At 62.3% G+C, this 17,397-nt stretch carries 21 protein-coding genes; 12 read left to right on the top strand and 9 right to left on the bottom strand.

The features are described from left to right. Positions 1–6: 6 nt before the first annotated feature. The 4 genes from VXM67_RS13945 to VXM67_RS13930 form a co-directional block, all read right to left on the bottom strand. Positions 7–177: a KGG domain-containing protein gene (locus VXM67_RS13945; RefSeq protein WP_023380570.1), complete on the bottom strand. Its 171-nt coding sequence runs from the start codon at positions 175–177 to the stop codon at positions 7–9. A 112-nt stretch (positions 178–289) separates the two neighbouring features. Then, entirely contained in the window at positions 290–1,588 is a 1,299-nt protein-coding gene (locus tag VXM67_RS13940) for an NTP/NDP exchange transporter (RefSeq protein ID WP_104883935.1), read from the bottom strand. Between the two features lie 3 nt (positions 1,589–1,591). Next, the gene (locus VXM67_RS13935; protein WP_367237091.1) at positions 1,592–2,500 is read right to left on the bottom strand and encodes an aldo/keto reductase; all 909 of its coding nucleotides are present in this window, start codon (positions 2,498–2,500) and stop codon (positions 1,592–1,594) included. An 89-nt stretch (positions 2,501–2,589) separates the two neighbouring features. Next, positions 2,590–3,468, bottom strand: a complete 879-nt coding sequence (locus tag VXM67_RS13930; protein WP_186598864.1) for a Dyp-type peroxidase — start codon at positions 3,466–3,468, stop codon at positions 2,590–2,592. Positions 3,469–3,496: 28 nt separating this feature from the next. Between VXM67_RS13930 and VXM67_RS13925 the strand changes: the two genes are divergently transcribed. Both VXM67_RS13925 and VXM67_RS13920 read left to right on the top strand, forming a co-directional pair. Then, positions 3,497–3,736, top strand: a complete 240-nt coding sequence (locus VXM67_RS13925; RefSeq protein ID WP_238346476.1) for a hypothetical protein — start codon at positions 3,497–3,499, stop codon at positions 3,734–3,736. Between the two features lie 103 nt (positions 3,737–3,839). Next, positions 3,840–4,739, top strand: coding sequence for a bile acid:sodium symporter family protein (locus tag VXM67_RS13920; protein WP_023380565.1), 900 nt, complete (start codon positions 3,840–3,842; stop codon positions 4,737–4,739). Between the two features lies 1 nt (position 4,740). Here VXM67_RS13920 and VXM67_RS13915 read toward each other — a convergent pair whose 3' ends face one another. Beyond that, positions 4,741–5,208 (bottom strand): sterol desaturase family protein, encoded by a 468-nt coding sequence (locus tag VXM67_RS13915; protein WP_023380564.1) that lies wholly within the window; start codon positions 5,206–5,208, stop codon positions 4,741–4,743. A gap of 417 nt (positions 5,209–5,625) precedes the next feature. Between VXM67_RS13915 and VXM67_RS13910 the strand changes: the two genes are divergently transcribed. Then, entirely contained in the window at positions 5,626–6,339 is a 714-nt protein-coding gene (locus VXM67_RS13910) for an MgtC/SapB family protein (protein WP_023380563.1), read from the top strand. A gap of 15 nt (positions 6,340–6,354) precedes the next feature. Here the strand turns inward: VXM67_RS13910 and VXM67_RS13905 are convergent, their stop codons facing one another. Both VXM67_RS13905 and VXM67_RS13900 read right to left on the bottom strand, forming a co-directional pair. Then, positions 6,355–7,332 (bottom strand): DNA-binding protein, encoded by a 978-nt coding sequence (locus VXM67_RS13905; RefSeq protein ID WP_367237090.1) that lies wholly within the window; start codon positions 7,330–7,332, stop codon positions 6,355–6,357. 123 nt (positions 7,333–7,455) lie between these two features. Continuing rightward, positions 7,456–7,974 carry a helix-turn-helix domain-containing protein gene (locus tag VXM67_RS13900; protein WP_041925494.1) on the bottom strand — a complete coding sequence of 173 codons (519 nt, stop codon included), beginning with the start codon at positions 7,972–7,974 and terminating at the stop codon, positions 7,456–7,458. A 133-nt stretch (positions 7,975–8,107) separates the two neighbouring features. Here VXM67_RS13900 and VXM67_RS13895 point away from each other — a divergent pair, with 133 nt between their 5' ends. Then, positions 8,108–8,734 carry an isochorismatase family cysteine hydrolase gene (locus VXM67_RS13895; RefSeq protein WP_023380560.1) on the top strand — a complete coding sequence of 209 codons (627 nt, stop codon included), beginning with the start codon at positions 8,108–8,110 and terminating at the stop codon, positions 8,732–8,734. 4 nt (positions 8,735–8,738) lie between these two features. Next, complete coding sequence (locus VXM67_RS13890; protein WP_104881776.1) at positions 8,739–9,917, top strand: MFS transporter; 1,179 nt, start codon at positions 8,739–8,741, stop codon at positions 9,915–9,917. Between the two features lie 94 nt (positions 9,918–10,011). Here VXM67_RS13890 and VXM67_RS13885 read toward each other — a convergent pair whose 3' ends face one another. Further along, the gene (locus VXM67_RS13885) at positions 10,012–10,917 is read right to left on the bottom strand and encodes a LysR substrate-binding domain-containing protein (protein ID WP_023380558.1); all 906 of its coding nucleotides are present in this window, start codon (positions 10,915–10,917) and stop codon (positions 10,012–10,014) included. A 100-nt stretch (positions 10,918–11,017) separates the two neighbouring features. On the opposite strand from VXM67_RS13885, the gene VXM67_RS13880 reads away from it, so the two are divergent. The 5 genes from VXM67_RS13880 (at position 11,018) to VXM67_RS13860 (ending at position 14,976) form a co-directional block, all read left to right on the top strand. Further along, complete coding sequence (locus VXM67_RS13880) at positions 11,018–12,001, top strand: DMT family transporter (RefSeq protein WP_023380557.1); 984 nt, start codon at positions 11,018–11,020, stop codon at positions 11,999–12,001. Then, a complete protein-coding gene (locus tag VXM67_RS13875; protein WP_104883940.1) occupies positions 11,998–13,152 on the top strand; it encodes a gamma-butyrobetaine dioxygenase in 1,155 nt (384 codons plus the stop codon). Before VXM67_RS13880 ends, VXM67_RS13875 begins: the two co-directional genes overlap by 4 nt. A 214-nt stretch (positions 13,153–13,366) precedes the next feature. Next, positions 13,367–13,582 (top strand): 4-oxalocrotonate tautomerase family protein, encoded by a 216-nt coding sequence (locus tag VXM67_RS13870; RefSeq protein WP_023380555.1) that lies wholly within the window; start codon positions 13,367–13,369, stop codon positions 13,580–13,582. Further along, the gene (locus tag VXM67_RS13865) at positions 13,579–14,235 is read left to right on the top strand and encodes a DsbA family oxidoreductase (protein ID WP_367237089.1); all 657 of its coding nucleotides are present in this window, start codon (positions 13,579–13,581) and stop codon (positions 14,233–14,235) included. Before VXM67_RS13870 ends, VXM67_RS13865 begins: the two co-directional genes overlap by 4 nt. 30 nt (positions 14,236–14,265) lie before the next feature. Continuing rightward, positions 14,266–14,976 (top strand): SDR family NAD(P)-dependent oxidoreductase, encoded by a 711-nt coding sequence (locus VXM67_RS13860; RefSeq protein WP_367237088.1) that lies wholly within the window; start codon positions 14,266–14,268, stop codon positions 14,974–14,976. Positions 14,977–15,096: 120 nt separating this feature from the next. On the opposite strand, the gene VXM67_RS13855 is transcribed toward VXM67_RS13860, so the two are convergent. Next, positions 15,097–15,762 carry a LuxR C-terminal-related transcriptional regulator gene (locus tag VXM67_RS13855; protein ID WP_104881779.1) on the bottom strand — a complete coding sequence of 222 codons (666 nt, stop codon included), beginning with the start codon at positions 15,760–15,762 and terminating at the stop codon, positions 15,097–15,099. Between the two features lie 171 nt (positions 15,763–15,933). Here VXM67_RS13855 and VXM67_RS13850 point away from each other — a divergent pair, with 171 nt between their 5' ends. Together VXM67_RS13850 and VXM67_RS13845 are read left to right on the top strand one after the other, a co-directional pair. Next, complete coding sequence (locus tag VXM67_RS13850; RefSeq protein ID WP_027906962.1) at positions 15,934–16,461, top strand: dimethylamine monooxygenase subunit DmmA family protein; 528 nt, start codon at positions 15,934–15,936, stop codon at positions 16,459–16,461. Then, entirely contained in the window at positions 16,458–17,387 is a 930-nt protein-coding gene (locus tag VXM67_RS13845; protein WP_367237087.1) for a 2Fe-2S iron-sulfur cluster-binding protein, read from the top strand. Before VXM67_RS13850 ends, VXM67_RS13845 begins: the two co-directional genes overlap by 4 nt. Positions 17,388–17,397: the final 10 nt, after the last annotated feature.

The following is a 17,397-nucleotide window of genomic DNA, read 5'->3' as shown; positions in this document are numbered from 1 at the left end:
CTTCACTCAAGTGCGACCGCCCTTGCGGCCCGACTCGCGGTCGTGGTCCATGTTGCTGCCGGAGGACTGGCCGCCCTTGCGCCCCGCTTCGGAGGCCTTCTGGCGGTCGTTGGCGAAGTTGCCAGGGTTCTTGCTGCCGCCTTGACTACCCTGGCGGCCATTTTCTTTGTTAGCCATGGTCTTTAACCTCATTTGGCTTCGGATATGCACGGCAGTACGCCGTACATAGGTTCGGAGTGCGGTCTCCCGCAGGGATTCGTTTTCAAAAGAAGGGTTCTGACCGGTGGCGTTAAATATGCGGGGAGTCTGTATTTGGCGCACCAAGCGACTGGCCATGACGTCGCCCCAGCCAACTGCCGGTCAGCCCCCAGCCCAGTGCCAGCAGAGCGCCAATGACCATGGCCAATTGGGGATGGTCGGCCATCACGTCCAGCCCGCGCTTGAGCCAACCGCTCAGCGCATCGCCGCCGCGGTAGATCACGGTGTCGACGAAGTTCTTGGCCTTGTACTTGTCCTCGGGCGTCAGCACCGTGAACAGCATCTCCCGACCCGGTCGCACCAATGCGTACTCTCCGGCCCTACGCACCACCATCACCACCACGAACACCGCAAAGACTGGATACAGCGCAAGGCAGACGAAACCGACCGCCATTGCCAGCGGCACCCCCACCAGTAGGACACCAACCCCCAGATATCGGGCCAGACGTCCGGTGAGAAACAGCTGGGTGAGAATCGCCAGGGCCTGGACGATGGTGTCGATCAGCCCGAAAACCTGGGTCTGGCGAGTGCGGTCGGTGAATGTCTCGCTGACGATCCGCGCCTGCTCGAAGTACAGGAAGGTGCTGACGCTGGCCAGCAACACCACGAAACCGGCAATGCCCAGCAGGTACGAGGAGTGCAACACGGCGGTGGCGCCAGACAGTGGATTTCCGCCCAGAGGTTTGGAGGGTGGGTGTTCGGAAATGGCGGGCAATGGGTGGCGCGCCCGCCAACGTTGCAAATACCCAGTGGCAACGATACTGCCCAGCAGACAAGCGGTGGCCAGCAGCAGCAAGCCTGCGTGGCCGAGGGGTGCCACCAACAAGGTGCCGAGGATCGGCCCACTGAGCCCGCCCAGGCTGGCCCCGGCGGCCAGCAGCCCGAACAGCCGCGTGCCCTGTTCGTTGTCGAAGATGTCGGCGAGCACGCTCCAGGCCAGGGAGATGGCCAACAGATTGAACACCGACAACCAGATGTAAAAGGCCCGTGCTGCCCAGATATCATCCGGATTGCGGGCAAAGAGCACAGCGAACAACAGAAGGTTGCTGGCGAAGAAACCGTAGGTCCAAGGCAAGATATGGCGTCGGCGTACCCGGCTGGCGAGCACGCCAAACAAAGGCAGGCTCACTAGGGTAGCGAAGAAGGTCCCGGTGAACAGCCACTGCAGGTTATCCACCCCGCCCGCCACGCCCATGGTTTCGCGCACCGGACGCAGCATGAAATAGCCGGTGAACAGCAGATAGAAAAGCACCAGGCCCGCCACCACCGCTGCGCCTTCCCCTGGTTGCCAGTTCAGCCCCTTGCCCAGTCGACGCCGCCAGGTGTTCATGGGTCAGGCGAACTGTTCGATCAGCGCCTGTTGCTGCGCCTGGGTCAATAGCGGCCCGTGCCCGGCCCTGAGTTGGTCGAGCTGGCGATCCGGGCGGCCGGTGGCTGGGATCACCGTGGTGACCGCCGGATGGCTGATGGCGAACTTGAGAAACAACTGCGCCCAACTGCCGATGCCTGCCTCGCCAGCCCATCCCGGAAGGGGCATATCCTTGACCCGGGCGAACAGACGCCCATCGTCGAATGCCCGGTTGATCAGCACCGCAACGCCTTTTTCCTGGCATAACGGCAACAAGGTTCGCGCCGCGTCCGGGGCGTTGACCGAGTAATTGATCTGGATGAAGTCCAGCGGCTCGCGGCGCACGATCTCGGCCACGTCGTCATGGCCGCTGTTAAGGTAATGGGTAATGCCCACGTAACGGGTCTTGCCCTGCTGCTTGAGTTCGCGGGCATAGGGCAGCTGGATCTGCCATTGGCGAAGGTTGTGCACCTGCAACAGCTCGACCTTGTCGGTGCGCAGGCTGCGCAGGGTACCCGCCCATTGCTCCTGGGCATCGGCGCGGCTGTTGGCAGCGATCTTGGTGGCAATGAAACACTGCTGGCGCCATCCGCCCTCCTCCAGCAACTGGCCAAGGATGGCATCCGCTCCGCCGTAGTTGGGTGAGGTGTCGATGACTTTGCCGCCACCCTCGAAAAAGGCCTTCAAAACGACCTTGAGCTGCTGGTACTGCGCGGAGCCGGCCTGGACCTCGAAACTGCCTGACGTGCCCGCCCCAATCACTGGCAAGGCTTCCTGGGTAGAGGCGATGGTGCGGGTAATCAGCCCGTCGGTGTTGGCCGCCCGCAGCCAGGGGCTGGCGGCCATCAGACCAAGCGTCGCCCCAGCGCGCAGGACATCGCGACGTGCGTACATGGCAAAGCTCCCGTCATCTGTCGGAAACTTCCAAGGCTAGTTGCTCTATCCGTGGCCGCCGGGTGTTTCTGTATCTGGATGTTTAGCGATCAGCCGAGCAAACGCTGCAGATTCACCGCACCTTCGGTCATCGGCGGGCACCAGTAGTAACCGCCAGTGAGCGGGCGACTGAAACGATACAATGCATCGATGACACCGTCCTCGAGACCGCTCATGCGGCGCAGCTGCACCTCGAAAGCATCGAACGAGCGGCCCAAGGCCACGAAAGCCAGACCCGCACCACGCGAGTCGGTCCAGGACACTGAACGGCGGACCATGAAGGCCTCTGGCTCGAAGCTTTCCTGGGCGGTGCGCTTGACGTGGGCCGATTCCGGAGCGTCTTCGAGCTCTTCATTGTCGCTCAGGCGGCGACCGATGATGTCGTCCTGTTCAGGCTGGGGCAGCGACTTGAAGTAGTTCAGGTCATGCTTCCACAGCTGGAAAGCGGCGAAACTGGAGCCGCTCAGGCCAACGTGGTCGCCAGCGACGATGGCCGCCTCGACCGCCGCTTCGTCCCGCGGGTTCTCGGTACCGTCTTCATAACCTGTGAGGTCATGGCCTGCGCGGTGCAGGAAACCGTCGACACTGTCCACCAGGCGCAGGGCCGGGCTCAGCGATTGTTCAAGCTGCTGGGCGCGCAGGAACAGATCGCCGCGCTCTTCACCCCGCAGCCACAGCCACAAGGCATGCTGGGTACTTGGGTTCTCGACCACCGCGTCCAGCAGCGGAAACGGCCGCAGCCCTTCGATGTCGCGAGCCAGCGCTTTGGCCAGCGGTGCGCCAATACCCAGGATCAGGCTGCGTCCATCGACCTGTGGTTGCAGGGCATCGAGAACGGAGGGCAACGCCTCGAGCGATTCGATGGCGAAAAACAGGTGACGGGCGTGGGCTGGCACCGGCGTGGCAAGCAGACCTTGCTGATACGGCATGTCAGGCTAATCCTTGGCAAAAGCCCGAATGCTACTGCGCCCGCGGCCTCACCGCAACGCGGCAAGCGGCCGCTGCATATTCGGCCAGTACTTCTCGACGCGAATCGCCGGCGCTCCCGAAGAGGCCATCAAGCGCATCGTCCAGGCGTTGGTGCCAGCAAAGTTCGAGGCCAGCCGAGATGTGCGGGTAGACCCGGCCGCATTCACCGAACTGCTCGACCTGGCCGAGCGTATCGGGGTCCTCTTGCTGCCGGACGCCCTGGGCTGAAGCGGGTGCAGTAACAAAAGGTTACCAAGCACTGGCATTGTGCGATTAGCGAGTCAGTTAAGCCGACCTACACTCCTCGGATCATGCGCCCGAGAACCCGCCGATGACCGCCTCTCCCCTGTTGACCGCTGTCCTCCCCCTGGCCTTGGGCATCATCATGCTCGGCCTTGGGCTGTCGCTGACCTTGGCAGACTTCGCCCGCGTGGTGAAGTACCCCAAGCCCGTGGTGGTTGGCCTGACGTGCCAGATTCTGCTGCTGCCACTGGTCTGTTTCCTGATCGCTAACGGCTTTGGCCTCGAGTCGGCGCTGGCAGTGGGCTTGATGTTGTTGGCCGCGTCCCCGGGTGGGACCACGGCCAACCTGTTCAGTCACCTCGCTCATGGCGATGTCGCGCTGAACATCACATTGACGGCAGTGAACTCGCTGATCGCCATTCTGACCATGCCGCTGCTAGTGAACCTGTCGTTGGCCTGGTTCATGGCTTCTGAGCAAGCCATCCCGCTGCAGTTCGCCAAGGTCTTGCAGGTATTCGCGATCGTGCTGCTACCGGTCGGCCTCGGCATGTTGATTCGCCACTGGGCACCGCGCTTTGCCACTCGCATGGAAAGACCGATGAAGCTGATCGCTGCGTTGTTCCTGGCCTTCACCATCGTCCTGGCACTGGCCAAGGATTGGCAGACCGTCGTGGAGTATGCCCCCGTCGTCGGCCTGGCGGCCTTACTGTTCAACTTGCTGAGCCTGGCTGTCGGTTATTGGGTGCCTCGGCTGTTGAACATTCCCAAGCGCCAGGCTATCGCCATCGGCATGGAAATCGGTATTCACAATGGAACGCTGGCCATTGCGCTGGCGCTAAGCCCGTCACTGCTCAACAACGCGACCATGGCCGTACCGGCAGCGCTCTACAGCTTGCTGATGTTCTTCACCGCAGCAGGCTTCGGTTGGTGGGTCAGCCGCGGGCATGGTGCGGCGGCACCTGCGCCCAAGGGCGAAACGGCCAATTGATTCACGGCCGTTTACGGCGCTGCTGCAACTGCCTTTTCAGTTTGCTCAGGGGTGGTGCGTAGAAGAAACCGAACGAAACGCAGCCTTCGCGCCCCTTGATCGCATGGTGCAGGCGGTGCGCGCGGTGCAAACGCTTCAGGTAACGATTGACCGGTTGCGGTTTACGGGGCCAGTGCCGGTGGAAGAAACCATCGTGGGCCAGCACGTACAGCAATCCGTAACCGCCCACGCCACCGCCCACCCACTGCAGCGGCGCGTAGCCTGACTTGCCCAACGCCACCAGCGTGGCAGCGATCAATCCCAAGGCCAGCAGGTACAGGTCGTTGGTTTCAAGCATGCCCAGGTGCGGTTCATGGTGCGAGCGATGCAGCCACCAGCCCCAGCCATGCATGATGTACTTGTGAGCCAGCGTACCGACGCCCTCCATGGCCACCAGGGTGCCGAACAGCACGGCAAGATTGAACAGCATGTCAAGGTCCGGGCGATGGAAAACGGATGGCCAAGGGTACCGGCTGCCACCGTTTTTTTCCACGAAACTGTCAGGTTTACGCGTTGTTTGTAGCCGTTTTCCTGATGAAGCCATTGTCATGTTTTTAGCCTTGACCGCCCTGGTTTCGCGGCGTATGGTCCGCGTCGCACTTTTGCATTCCTGAACAGGAGTCCTGCATTGGACAGTAGCCCCAGTCGTTTGCGACAGGCCCACCCGGCGAGCTAGTCCGGCAGATTCCTGCCACTGTCTCGCCATTGGCAAGGCAGTGGAATGCTCCTTCTTCAAGGCCAATTCCTCCCTCTTGTACCACCACCGGTGGTCCTGCGCATTTCTGGTTTTTCAACCGCGCCGTATGGTGGCGCTCGCATGGGCATTTGCCCATCGAAGAGGTTTGCTATGGATTGGAAAGTCTTTCTGCTGCGCGTCAGCACTGCCCTTCTGCTCGGTGCACTGATCGGCGCCGAGCGTCAACTACGTCAACGCATGACCGGCCTGCGCACCAATGCGCTGGTCAGTACCGGCGCCTGTTTGTTCGTGCTGATGACCCAGGCGGTACCCGGCATGGCCCCCAACGATGCCTCGCGTATCGCGGCCTATGTGGTCTCGGGCATTGGATTCCTGGGGGGCGGCGTCATCATGCGTGATGGTTTTAACGTGCGTGGCCTCAATACCGCCGCCACCCTTTGGTGTACTGCCGCTATCGGTGTGCTGTGCAGCCTGGGCCTGCTGCTGGAGGCAAGCTTGGGCAGCCTGGTGGTGTTGTGCGCGAACATTTTGCTGCGTGATATCGCCCAGCGCCTGGATCAGCAACAGGTCGTGCCTGCCAGTGAAGTCGAACAGCATTTCGAAGTGCGCATCGTTTGCCGAGCCGAGGACGAAATCCAGGTACGCAGCCTGATGCTGCATAGCCTTGCTGACCCTGGCCTGCGCTTGCAGTCGCTGCACAGCGAAGACCTGGCCGACCCGAAGCGCCTGGAGGTTCGCGCCGAACTGCTGGGTAACCCGCAAGCGGCTGGGCAGCTTGAGCGCCTGGTCAGTCGGGTCAGCCTGGAAAAGGGCGTCAGTGCCGTGCGCTGGCAAATACAGCCACAGGCACTGGCGGCTGACTGAACCGGTCAAGGCGCGTCAAGCGCCTGGGCGCTTACTGTGGGGCTGCGCCCTGCCATTGAGCTGTAGCTGGCACGCCTCGAGCGCTTGATCGCGCTGCTTAAGCTCATCGTTCAGTCGCTGTAGTTCCCGTACCTGGTCAGCGCAAGTACCGCGCTTGGCTTCCAGCTGCTGAGTCTGGCTTTGCAGCTGACGCCGCATTTCATCGCTCGCCCCCTGCGCTTGCGCCAGGATCGTCCGCAGCCCCTGGATCTGGGCGTCGCGCTGCTCCAGCACGCTGTCCAGAACCTCGCGTTCACGGGTTGACTGTCGCTGCTCGCCGAGCATGCGCTCATTGTCCCGGTGCAGCCGGGTCAGTTCGTCTTGCTTGAACATCAAGCCTTGCTGCAACTGGCGCACTTGCGCCTGCAGCTGTTTCAGCTGCGCTTCATGGCGGCGCTGCTCTTGCTCTAGCGCATCGCGGGCGTGACGATGCTTTTCCTCCAATGAAAGAATCTGTTCGTCCTTGTCGGCGAGGCGCACCTTCAATTCGCCAAGCGACTGGCTGAGGCTTGCGTTGCGCAGCTGTTCGGTCTGCAGGGTACGTTGCGTGGTGCCGAGCGTTTCCGACGCTGCCTCCAATGCCTGGGTTTGAACCTGCAGCTGTTGATGGGTCGCAGCCAATGCCTGCTGGGCGAGCTGAAAACGGGCTTCAAGTTGCTCACGCTGCTGGCTGAATGCAACTTCGGCCGCCTCGATGCGCAGGTCGGCCTCCTGCTGCAATTGCCTGGCCAGTTGCTCCACCAAACGTCCCAGTGGCTCGCTTAGCGCCGCCGTGCCCTTTGGTGTGGCCGGCTGAAGGCTCTCTAGCTCCTTGAGATAACGATGGATGGTGGTCTTGGACCCGGTATTCCCGAGCTCGATACGTACCGCATCGATACTGGGATGTTCGCCACGGGCTAGCAACGCTTGCCGTGCCTGTTGCACCACCTCTTTATTTATTCCGACCCGGGCCATCGCCGCTCCTGATATTTCGTACCATAGTATGTACTATGTATTTACGTACGAATTTTCCCTTTGTTCCAAGGCAATTTCAAGGTTTCCCTCGCAAGCCCGCCGGGTCGATTCTTGCTGCACGATCTAGCCTTTTCGCTTGAATGCCTCGCGCCGGGCTGCCCGCTCGTGGGCGAACTCCTCACTCACGTGGGCTTCGAGATCATCACGCGTCACCGGCGCGCCGCAGTGCGGACAAATGCTGGCAAGGCCCACGTCATGCCCGCATGCCCTGTGCACCATACGTACCGCCACCGCCTCCCCCTCGCCTTTGCACCAGCGCTCTCCCCAGGCACGCAAGGCATAGATCACCGGGTAGAACGCCTGGCCCTTGGCGGTCAGGTGGTAGCCGTGTCGCCGGGGCTTGTCACTGTATGGACGGCGTTCGACCAGACCGTCGGCCTCCAGCGCCTTGAGCCGGGTAGTCAGCATTTGCGGGGTTGCCTGGGTCTGGATCTGGATATCCTCGAAGCGCGTCGCGCCCATGTACAGCTCCCGCAATACCAAGAGCGTCCATTTGTCGCCTACCTGCTCCACTGATCGGCTCACTGGGCATAGCGTGGATGAGGCATCGGCTGGCCGTTGTGTCACAACGTTTCTCTCCATAGTCACTTTGATTTTCAAAGTAACACGGCAACCAGCCTTTGGCCCACCTAAAGAAACGGCTAGAACCACCGAAACCATTGACACTATGATTTTCATAGCTGATATTCGGCACACCTATCCCGGAGCCTCCCCCATGACCGACACCGCCTACCCCCTGTCACGCACCGGCCTATTGCTGGTCGATCCTTACAACGACTTCCTTTCCGAAGGCGGCAAGCTGTTCCCGCTACTCAAGGACGTCGCCGAGCACGTGCACCTGCTCGACAACCTGCGCAGCACCGTTGCCAGCGCGCGCGCCAACGGCGTGCAGGTGTTCTATGTGCCCCACCGCCGCTGGCAGCCCGGCGACTACGATAACTGGAGCCATCCGAACCCGACCCAGCGCCTGGTGCAGCAGCGCAAAACCTTCGCCAAGGGCACCTGGGGCGGCGAATGGCACCCGGACTTCATCCCCCAAACAGGCGATATCATTGTCCATGAGCATTGGGGCCAGAGCGGCTTCGCCAACACCGATCTGGACTTCCAGCTCAAGCAGCAAGGCATCACTCACGTGATCGTGGTCGGGTTGCTCGCCAACACCTGTATCGAATCGACGGCACGCTTCGCCATGGAACTGGGTTACCACGTCACATTGGTGCGTGATGCCACCGCCGCCTTCACGCCGGAAATGATGCACGCCGCCCACACGCTCAATGGCCCGACCTTCGCTCACAGCATCGCCACCACCGCCGAACTGGCGCAGTCGCTGGCCGAACGTTGAGTACATGCCCGTGAGTGAACCTTCCGGCCGCTTGGTGGCGGTGATGGCGGCAAGCTGCGCGCTGGCCGTGTCCGCGCTCTACTACCACCAGCCCCTGCTGGCACAGGTGGCAGCAAGCTTCGGGCTGACGGCGACACACGCCAGCGCCATCGCCACGCTGACGCAACTCGGCTACGCCCTGGGCCTGTTATTGATCGTGCCGCTGGCCGACGCGCGTCAACCGCGCCAGCTCGCCTCGGTGGCGATCATCGCCAACCTGGTGGCCTTGCTTGCCTGTGCCTGGGCCCCCAGCTTCGCCATGTTGTGTGCGGCGAGCTTCGCCGTGGGCATGACCGCGATCAGCGCGCAGTTGATCATTCCCACCGTCGCCGGCGCGGCATCGGCGGCAAGCCGCGCACGGGTGGTCGGCAGCTTGCTGGGTGGGCTGTCCAGTGGCCTGCTGCTGGCGCGCACGGTGGGTGGCCTGCTCGGCGCCAAGGCGGGCTGGCAGGCGGTGTTCTTGATGGCGGCAGTGGCCGACCTGGGCTTGCTATGGATCGTCGCCCGCCAGCTACCGCTCAACCCGAACCTGGGTTCGATTGGCTACACACATCTGCTGCGTTCTCTGGCCACGCTGCTGCGCGAAGAGCCAGTGCTGCGCCTGTGCGCGGCCAGCGGGTTCCTGATGTTCGCCGCGTTCAGCGCGCTGTGGGCATCGCTGGCCTCGCTACTGAGCCAGCAGCCCTACAGCTTCGGCCCAGCCACCGTTGGCCTGCTGAGCCTGGTGGCGCTGCTCGGTATATTCGCTTCGCCACACATCGGCGCGCTGGCGGACCGCATCGGCACGCAGCGTACGGTGATGACAGGCGTGTCAGCGCTGGTCATCGGGTTCAGTCTGGTCGCCTTTGCCGACCACAGCCTGACCGCGCTGCTGGCCGGAATGGCACTGCTCGACCTGGGCAATCGTGCGGGTTTGGTGGCCAACCAGGCGCGGGTCTATGCGTTGCGCGCCGAAGCGCGCAGCCGACTGAACACGGTGTTCATGAGCACCTACTTCCTCGGCGGGGCGACCGGTGCGGCGCTAGGCAGCTACGGTGCGCACCAGGCCGGATGGGCGGGCCTGGCGGCGGTGGGTGGCGCGCTGGCCGTGGCGGCCGGGCTGCTCGGAGCACTCGCGCCTGGGGCTGAAGGGCAGCGACGCTAGCACGCACGTCGATGGCGTGCAGCTCAGGGCTGCCCCCTTCGCATCATCGGTCCCATCCCAGCATCGACCACGAAAGTCGCGGGCGCCACGCCTATCAGCTGAGCTGCGCCTTCAGCCAGGCGGCAAGCGCTTGTGCCTCTGGGCGGCGCTCCTGGCCGTGTCGCACGCATACCGACAAAGCGTCCTGCAGCACGACGGTCTCGGCGAATGGCGCAACCAGTTCCCCCCGCGCGAGCATCCCCTCTGCGGTGCGTCGCCAGCCCATGGCCAGCCCGTGTCCGGCAACAGCGGCCTGGAGCATCAACGAGTAGTTATCGAAGCTCAACGACTTGCCGCCGCTTGGCAACTCAAGGCCATGGGCCGCCATCCAGGTGTCCCATTCCAATTCGTATTGCGGCACTGTCTGGTGCAGCAGCAGGGTGCAGCGCTGCACCTGGTCAAGCGTCAGCGCATCGCTGCCCATGCGCGCCAGATAGCTGGGGCTGCAGACAGGGAACACTTCATCGCTGGCGCTGAACAGCAGCGGATGCGCCCCTCGGTCCCGACAGCTGCTCTGCATCGCCACGTCGAAATAGCCCTCGTACTCGGCCAATGGCCGCAGCAACGTCGCGACCTTGAGTTCGATCTCCGGGAATTGTTGGTGAAAGCTCGATAGCCGAGGCATCAGCCAGTGGAATGCTTCGCACATCTGACACAGCAGCACCACTTGGTTGGTTCCGGCAACGCCGCGCAGCCGGTCGGCCTCGTTGGCAAGCCCAGCCAATGCATTACCCAGGATATAGGCAAGACTGCGCCCCGACTCGGTCAGGTACACGCCGCGGTTACGCCGCTCGAACAGCGCGACACCAAGGTCTGCCTCAAGCGCGCGAATCTGCCGGCTGACCGCTGCCTGGGTGATATGCAGCTCCTGGGCCGCACGCGATACGCTGCCGAGCCGGGCGGTTGCCTCGAACGGCAGCAGCGAGGCCAGCGGGGGGAGTGACTTGCCGAGCCTATTCATGACTTCAGGTTAACCCTCTGGACCGAAAGATCATTTGTAGCACAGCCTGCGCGCCCGCAGCATGGACACAGCCCACCACCGCCCCCGGCCAGGAGCCAACATGCTCGCCTCCCCCTCATCCAGCGCCCGGGGCGTGGTCTTTGCCGTCATCGCCACGCTGTTCTGGGCCAGCAACTTCATCACCCCCTACGTCACGGGTGAATATGGGATTCTCGACGTGTTGCTGGTGCGTTACCTGTTCACTGGTGCTCTGGGCCTGATTGGCCTGCTGCTGTATCGCGAGCGGCTGCGCCAGTTGGGGCCCCGGCAATGGCTGACCGGCATGGCCCTGGGCGTCATCGGCTATCTGGTCTACAGCGCCAGCATCGCGGGGAGCGTGATCTTCGGCGGCCCGACCCTGATCGCCGCCTTCATCGGCTGCGTGCCGGTGCTCCAGGCGCTGCTGGGCAATGTGCACGCGCAACGGGTGGCATGGACACGTCTGGCGCTGCCGATCGGGCTGCTGGGCATCGGCCTTTCGCTGATCAACCTGGACCTGTTCACCAGCCCCTACGCCCCTGCTGACGGTGTGCTCGCCGGGATATTCGCTGGCTTGGCGATCCTCGCCTGGCTGTCGTTCAGCGTCATCAACCAAAACGCGGTCGTCGATCTCGCGCCGCGGGCTACCGCAGCTTGGACTTGCCTGATGATGGTTGGCGCAGGCCTGGTCGCAGCCCTTCTCGCGCCCCTTGCCAGTGCCTACGACCTGCTGCGCTGGCAGGGGGCTCAATGGAGCACCGAGGGCGCGCTGCACCTGTATGGCTGGGCAGCGCTGATCGGCGTGTCCTCGTCGCTGGTCGGCGCCGCAGCCTGGAACATCGCCACCCGCCATCTGCCCATGGTGCTGTCTGGCCAGTTGATCGCCCTGGAGTCGGTGTTCGCCAGCCTGATGGGGTTGGCGTTCGTCGGCCGTGCACCAAGCGCTTTGGAAACAGCGGGCCTGCTATTGGTGCTCGCTGGCACCGCGCGCGCCATCCACATCATTCTCGCCCCTGCCCACTCGGGCGTGGCGCCTACCCACCGCAAAGGAGTCTCAACGAAATGAACGCGATCGCGGACTACCGCACCTTCCCGCTCATCAGCCCCTTGGCCAGTGCCGCATCCTTCGCCGGCGGGGTCTCGGTAACCTGGGCCGACGGCCGGATCAGCCCGTTCCACAATCTTTGGTTGCGCGACAACTGCCCTTGCGGTGATTGTGTCTACGAGGTCACCCGCGAACAGGTGTTTCTGGTGGCCGACGTACCGGAAGACATCCAGGTGCAAGCCGTCACCATCGGCGACGATGGCCGGCTGGTCGTGCAATGGGACGACGGCCATGCCAGCGCCTATCACCCCGGCTGGTTGCGCGCCCATGCCTACGATGCCCAGAGCCTGGCCGAGCGCGAGGCAGCCAGGCCGCACAAGCACCGCTGGATGCAAGGTCTGTCGTTGCCTGTCTACGATCATGGGGCGGTGATGCAGGATGACGACACGCTGCTCGAATGGCTGCTGGCGGTGCGCGACGTGGGCCTGACGCAGTTGCACGGTGTTCCCACCGAGCCCGGCGCGCTGATTCCCTTGGCCAAGCGCATCTCGTTCATTCGCGAGAGCAACTTCGGCGTATTGTTCGACGTGCGCTCCAAGGCCGATGCGGACAGCAATGCCTACACGGCTTTCAACCTGCCCCTGCACACCGACCTGCCGACCCGTGAATTGCAACCGGGTTTACAGTTCCTGCATTGCCTGGTCAATGACGCCACCGGAGGAAACAGCACCTTCGTCGATGGCTTCGCGATCGCCGAGGCGCTGCGCATCGAGGCCCCGGCCGCCTACCGGCTACTCTGCGAAACGCCGGTGGAGTTTCGCAACAAGGACCGTCACAGCGACTACCGCTGCACCGCCCCCGTGATCGCGCTGGACAGCAGCGGCGAAGTGCGCGAGATCCGCCTGGCGAACTTCTTGCGCGCCCCCTTCCAGATGGATGCCCAGCGAATGCCGGACTACTACCTCGCCTACCGACGCTTCATCCAGATGACCCGGGAACCACGTTTTTGCTTTACCCGCCGGCTGGAAGCGGGGCAACTGTGGTGCTTCGACAACCGACGCGTGCTGCATGCCCGAGATGCCTTCGATCCGGCAAGCGGTGACCGGCATTTCCAGGGGTGCTATGTGGATCGGGATGAATTGTTGTCACGCATCCTGGTGTTGCAACGGTAGGACCGCCGCGGGGGCTCGATAGGCGCCCCCGGCCATTACCGCCACTTTCTTTTCTGGCCCATAACGAAGGGCAACCCAGGCGCGGTATGCATCATTCGATACACGACGTCACAAATGATGTAACTCACGGCCCATTTATCAGTTGGCCGTGAGTTCTTAAAGTTTCTCCATCCGCTGCTCATTACCCACAGCACACTGGATAGAGGAACTGACCATGCCATTTATCAGCGTTCGTATCACCCGTGATGGCGTTACCCGGGAGCAAAAGGCTCAGGTAATAAAAGAAATCACTGAAACCATGGAGCGTGTTCTCCATAAAGACCCGCTGTTAACGCATATCGTGATAGAAGAAGTCGACACTGATAACTGGGGTTACTCAGGTATTACAACCACTGAATACAGGCGGCAGTTGTCGGAATCGAAGTCATGAAACGGACAGTAGAAATCGATTTCGTTTCCGATGTCGTCTGTCCGTGGTGCGCACTCGGTTCGGCGGCATTGAATCAAGCCATCGCCAGCGTAGCCGACGAGATAAACGTTCAGTTGACCTACAAACCGTTCGAGCTCAATCCCGAGATGCCTGCCGAGGGAGAACATGCCCTCGAACACATGGTTCGCAAATACGGTAGAACCGCGGAGCAGGTGGCGGCGCGCAACCAGTTGATGATCGAACGAGGACGAGAAATCGGCGTTGAGTTCAACCTTGAAAAGCGAACTCATTTTTTCAACACGCACGATGCTCATCGCCTGCTGTACTGGGCGGCCAGCAAAGGGCTTCAAACTGAGTTGCACCAGGCCTTGATCGAGGCGTACTTCGTCAACGGACAAAACCCCAGCAGCCACGCAACCTTGACGACCTTGGCCCAAAACGTCGGACTGAATGCCAAGGATGCGCTGCAAATCCTGGAGCGCGGGCAATACACGCACGAAGTTCGCCAAGTTGAAAGTTTCTACAGGGAACGCGGCATCAGTGCGGTGCCTGCAATGATCCTGAATCAACAGCACGTCGTTGCCGGCTCGCAATCTGTCGAGTTTTACGAGCAGGCCATAAGACAGTCGGCACGCATCACGTCGCCCACCTAAAGAACGTTAATCGATAACGGAGGAATTATCATGAGCAACTCTAAAAAAGTGATCATTGTAACTGGCGCATCTCAGGGCATCGGTGCGGGGGTGGTCAAAGGGTTCCGAGCCCTGGGTCACAACGTTGTCGCCACCTCGCGGTCCATTCAGCCATCGACGGATCCGGATATCCTGACCGTTGCAGGCGATATCGCGGACCCGGCCACTGCGCAGCGAGTGGTTAGTGAGGCCGTGGCCCGCTTTGGGCGCATCGATACACTGGTCAACAATGCAGGGATTTTCGTCGCCAAGCCCTTTACCCACTACACCCAAGAAGACTATGCGCATGTCGTCGCAACAAACATGAGCGGCTTCTTCTATACCTCGCAACTTGCCATCGCGCAAATGGAAAAGCAGGGTAGCGGGCATGTAGTCAGCGTCACCACCAGCTTGGTGGATCATGCTATCGACGGCGTTCCGTCGGTAATGGCGTCGCTTACCAAAGGTGGTATCAACGCTGCGACCAAATCGATCGCCATTGAGTACGCCAAGCGAGGCATCCGCGCCAATGCCGTGTCGCCTGGCATCATCAAAACCCCGATGCACGGCGCTGAAACGCACGAAGCCCTGGGTCAACTCCATCCCGTCGGCCACATGGGTGAGATCGATGACATCGTTCAAGCGATTCTTTACCTGGACAGCGCAGCATTTGTGACCGGCGAGATTCTGCACGTCGACGGCGGTCAGAGCGCAGGTCATTGATCGAGCCAGTGCTCATCATCGGGATGTCCCGGTGATGAGCAACTTGACGGTGCCTACTGGCGGCCGTGCCTTGGAATGAGACGCCAACATCTTGCAGGGGGAGCGCGGCAAGTGCCGTCGTCAGTCCCGACGCTCGAAAATTGCCCCTTCCACACCCAGCACCTCGCCGTTGCTCGAATAGATACCGACCCCGGTCTCCCACACCCGCTTGACCTGCCCATCGGCACAGCGAATGCGATAGTCGAGTTGATACGGCTCGCGCTTGAGCAGCGCGCATTGCACGCAGTACCAGATGTAGTCGGAATACTCGTCGAGAATCAGCGTGCCATAGCTGCGTTGCGGGCTGCTGGTCAAGTATTCGGCGGGGTATCCGGTCAGGCTCAAGCAGCCAGCGCTGACATAGTCCATGAACCAGGTACGGTCGTTGTCCCCACGATAGATCAGCCCGGGCAACTCATCGAGTAAGCCGACCATGGACGGAATCGGTGCATCGAAAGGCGCAGGCGCACCCTCACTGGGCGGCGAAAGGTCGTCCGCCAGGCGCCACGACGCCCCGCTGCGGTGAATGCGGGTAGCCAGCTCCAAGCGAGAGTTGAGGCGAAATTTGCGCAGCAGGTTACGCACGTAGATCTTGACCGTGCCGTCGCTGATGCCCAGCTCGCGGGCGATCTGCTTGTTGCTCAGCCCCGATGTCAGCAATGCCAGGGTCTGGCCCTCGCGCTCGGTCAGCGCATCCCATACGGGAGCCTGGGGTAAGACGGTCGGTAACACGCTGGCGTGATGCATCCCTCTGTTCCTCCGCGGCACTCGATGGCTTGGCGCGCATTCGAACAGCAACTTTTATGCCTTGCGCGCACGAGTACCCCTTTGTGCATACCTCCCCTAGCGGATTGAACGTTGATTCCCGAAGAGAAAATATCTTCCCCAACAGGAAACAACGACCCGTGCGAGGACAGCATGAGCAGTGCCGCCACCGATCACCCTTTCAGCGTGCCGCGCTACCCCTGCGGTGACCCTAACCAGGCCGCGACCACTTACCTGCTGGTGAGCCAGGCGCCAGGGCGCGACGAGTCAGCCGCCGTGGCCAGCGAACTCGGCGATGCCCAGGCAGGCCACCTGGCTCTGCCTGACTACGCCGACATGGCTGCACTTCAACGCGCCTTGGCCCAACGGCTGGCATCGGCCCAGGTTGGCTTGCACCTAGAGTTGCGCGGCGACCAGGCGTTCGTCTGGCCACTGCATGCCCAAGCGCGCGCTGCCGGCCTGCAAGAGGACGAGATAACCATCAGCAGCAGCGCGCAAGGCAGTCGTCTGGTGTTCTGCGTGCACTGCACGCACTGCCAGCCCACCGGCGCAACACCTCACCTGACCTGCTCCCATTGCGGTGTCGTGCTGGAAGTTCGCCGCCACTTTTCCCAACGCCTGGGCGCTTATCTCGGCGTCTGCGCCGATGCCGACCAGCCGTATAAGGAGGTGCACCCATGAGCGGTTTGATCGAAGTACGGGTCGCCGCCATCCGGCCCCTCACGCCAGTGATCCGCGAGTACCGCCTCGAAGCCGTCAGGGAACCGCTGCCCCGCTTCTCGGCAGGCAGCCATGTGCAGCTGCATCTCCCTAACGGTCGGCGCAACGCCTACTCGTTGCTTGGCGACCCGGCCAGGCATGACCATTACCGCATTGCGGTGCGGCACCAGACCAACTCCCGGGGTGGCTCGCTCTACATACATCAGCAACTGCAGATTGGCGACCGGTTGCGCATCAGCGCGCCAGCCAACTTGTTCGCGCTGCACCGGGAAGCCCGCCAGCATGTGTTGATCGCAGCCGGTATCGGTATCACGCCATTTCTGGCCTACAGCCACGAACTGCTCCGCAACGGCAGTGAGTTCGAACTGCACTATGCCTACCGCTGCGCAAGCAGTGATGCCTACCTGGGCGAGCTTCGCCAATGGCTGGGGCCGCGCCTGCACGAGTACCCGAGCGGCGCGCGCCGCCTGGACATCGCCGCAATCCTGCAAGGCCGTCCACTGGGTACGCACATTTATGCCTGTGGCCCGCAATCACTGCTCGCCGACCTGCAGGCACACAGCCGCAAGCAAGGCTGGAGCCCCCGCCGGGTGCACAGGGAAGCCTTCGCCGCTGCCGAGCCAGGCCAGCCGTTCAGTGTCGAGTTGCTGCGCAGTGGCCGACAGCTGCAGGTCGCTGCCCACCAGAGCCTGCTCGAAGCCCTCGAAGAAGCAGGGTTAGAAGTCCCAAATCTTTGCCGCGGTGGCGTCTGCGGGCAGTGCCAGACGTCCTGGCTCAGGGGCGATGTCGAGCACCGCGACCTGTTCCTGAGCGCAGAAGACCGCACCCGCCATCTGATGCCGTGCGTCTCGCGCGGTTGCGGCAGCCCGATCCTGCTTGACCTCTGAACCGGAGACG

It is taken from the genome of Pseudomonas sp. Rh2 (assembly GCF_040762985.1).
Classification (GTDB): domain Bacteria; phylum Pseudomonadota; class Gammaproteobacteria; order Pseudomonadales; family Pseudomonadaceae; genus Aquipseudomonas; species Aquipseudomonas taiwanensis.
The sequence above is the reverse complement of the archived record's forward strand: the minus strand, read 5'-3'. Positions and strand labels throughout refer to the sequence as shown.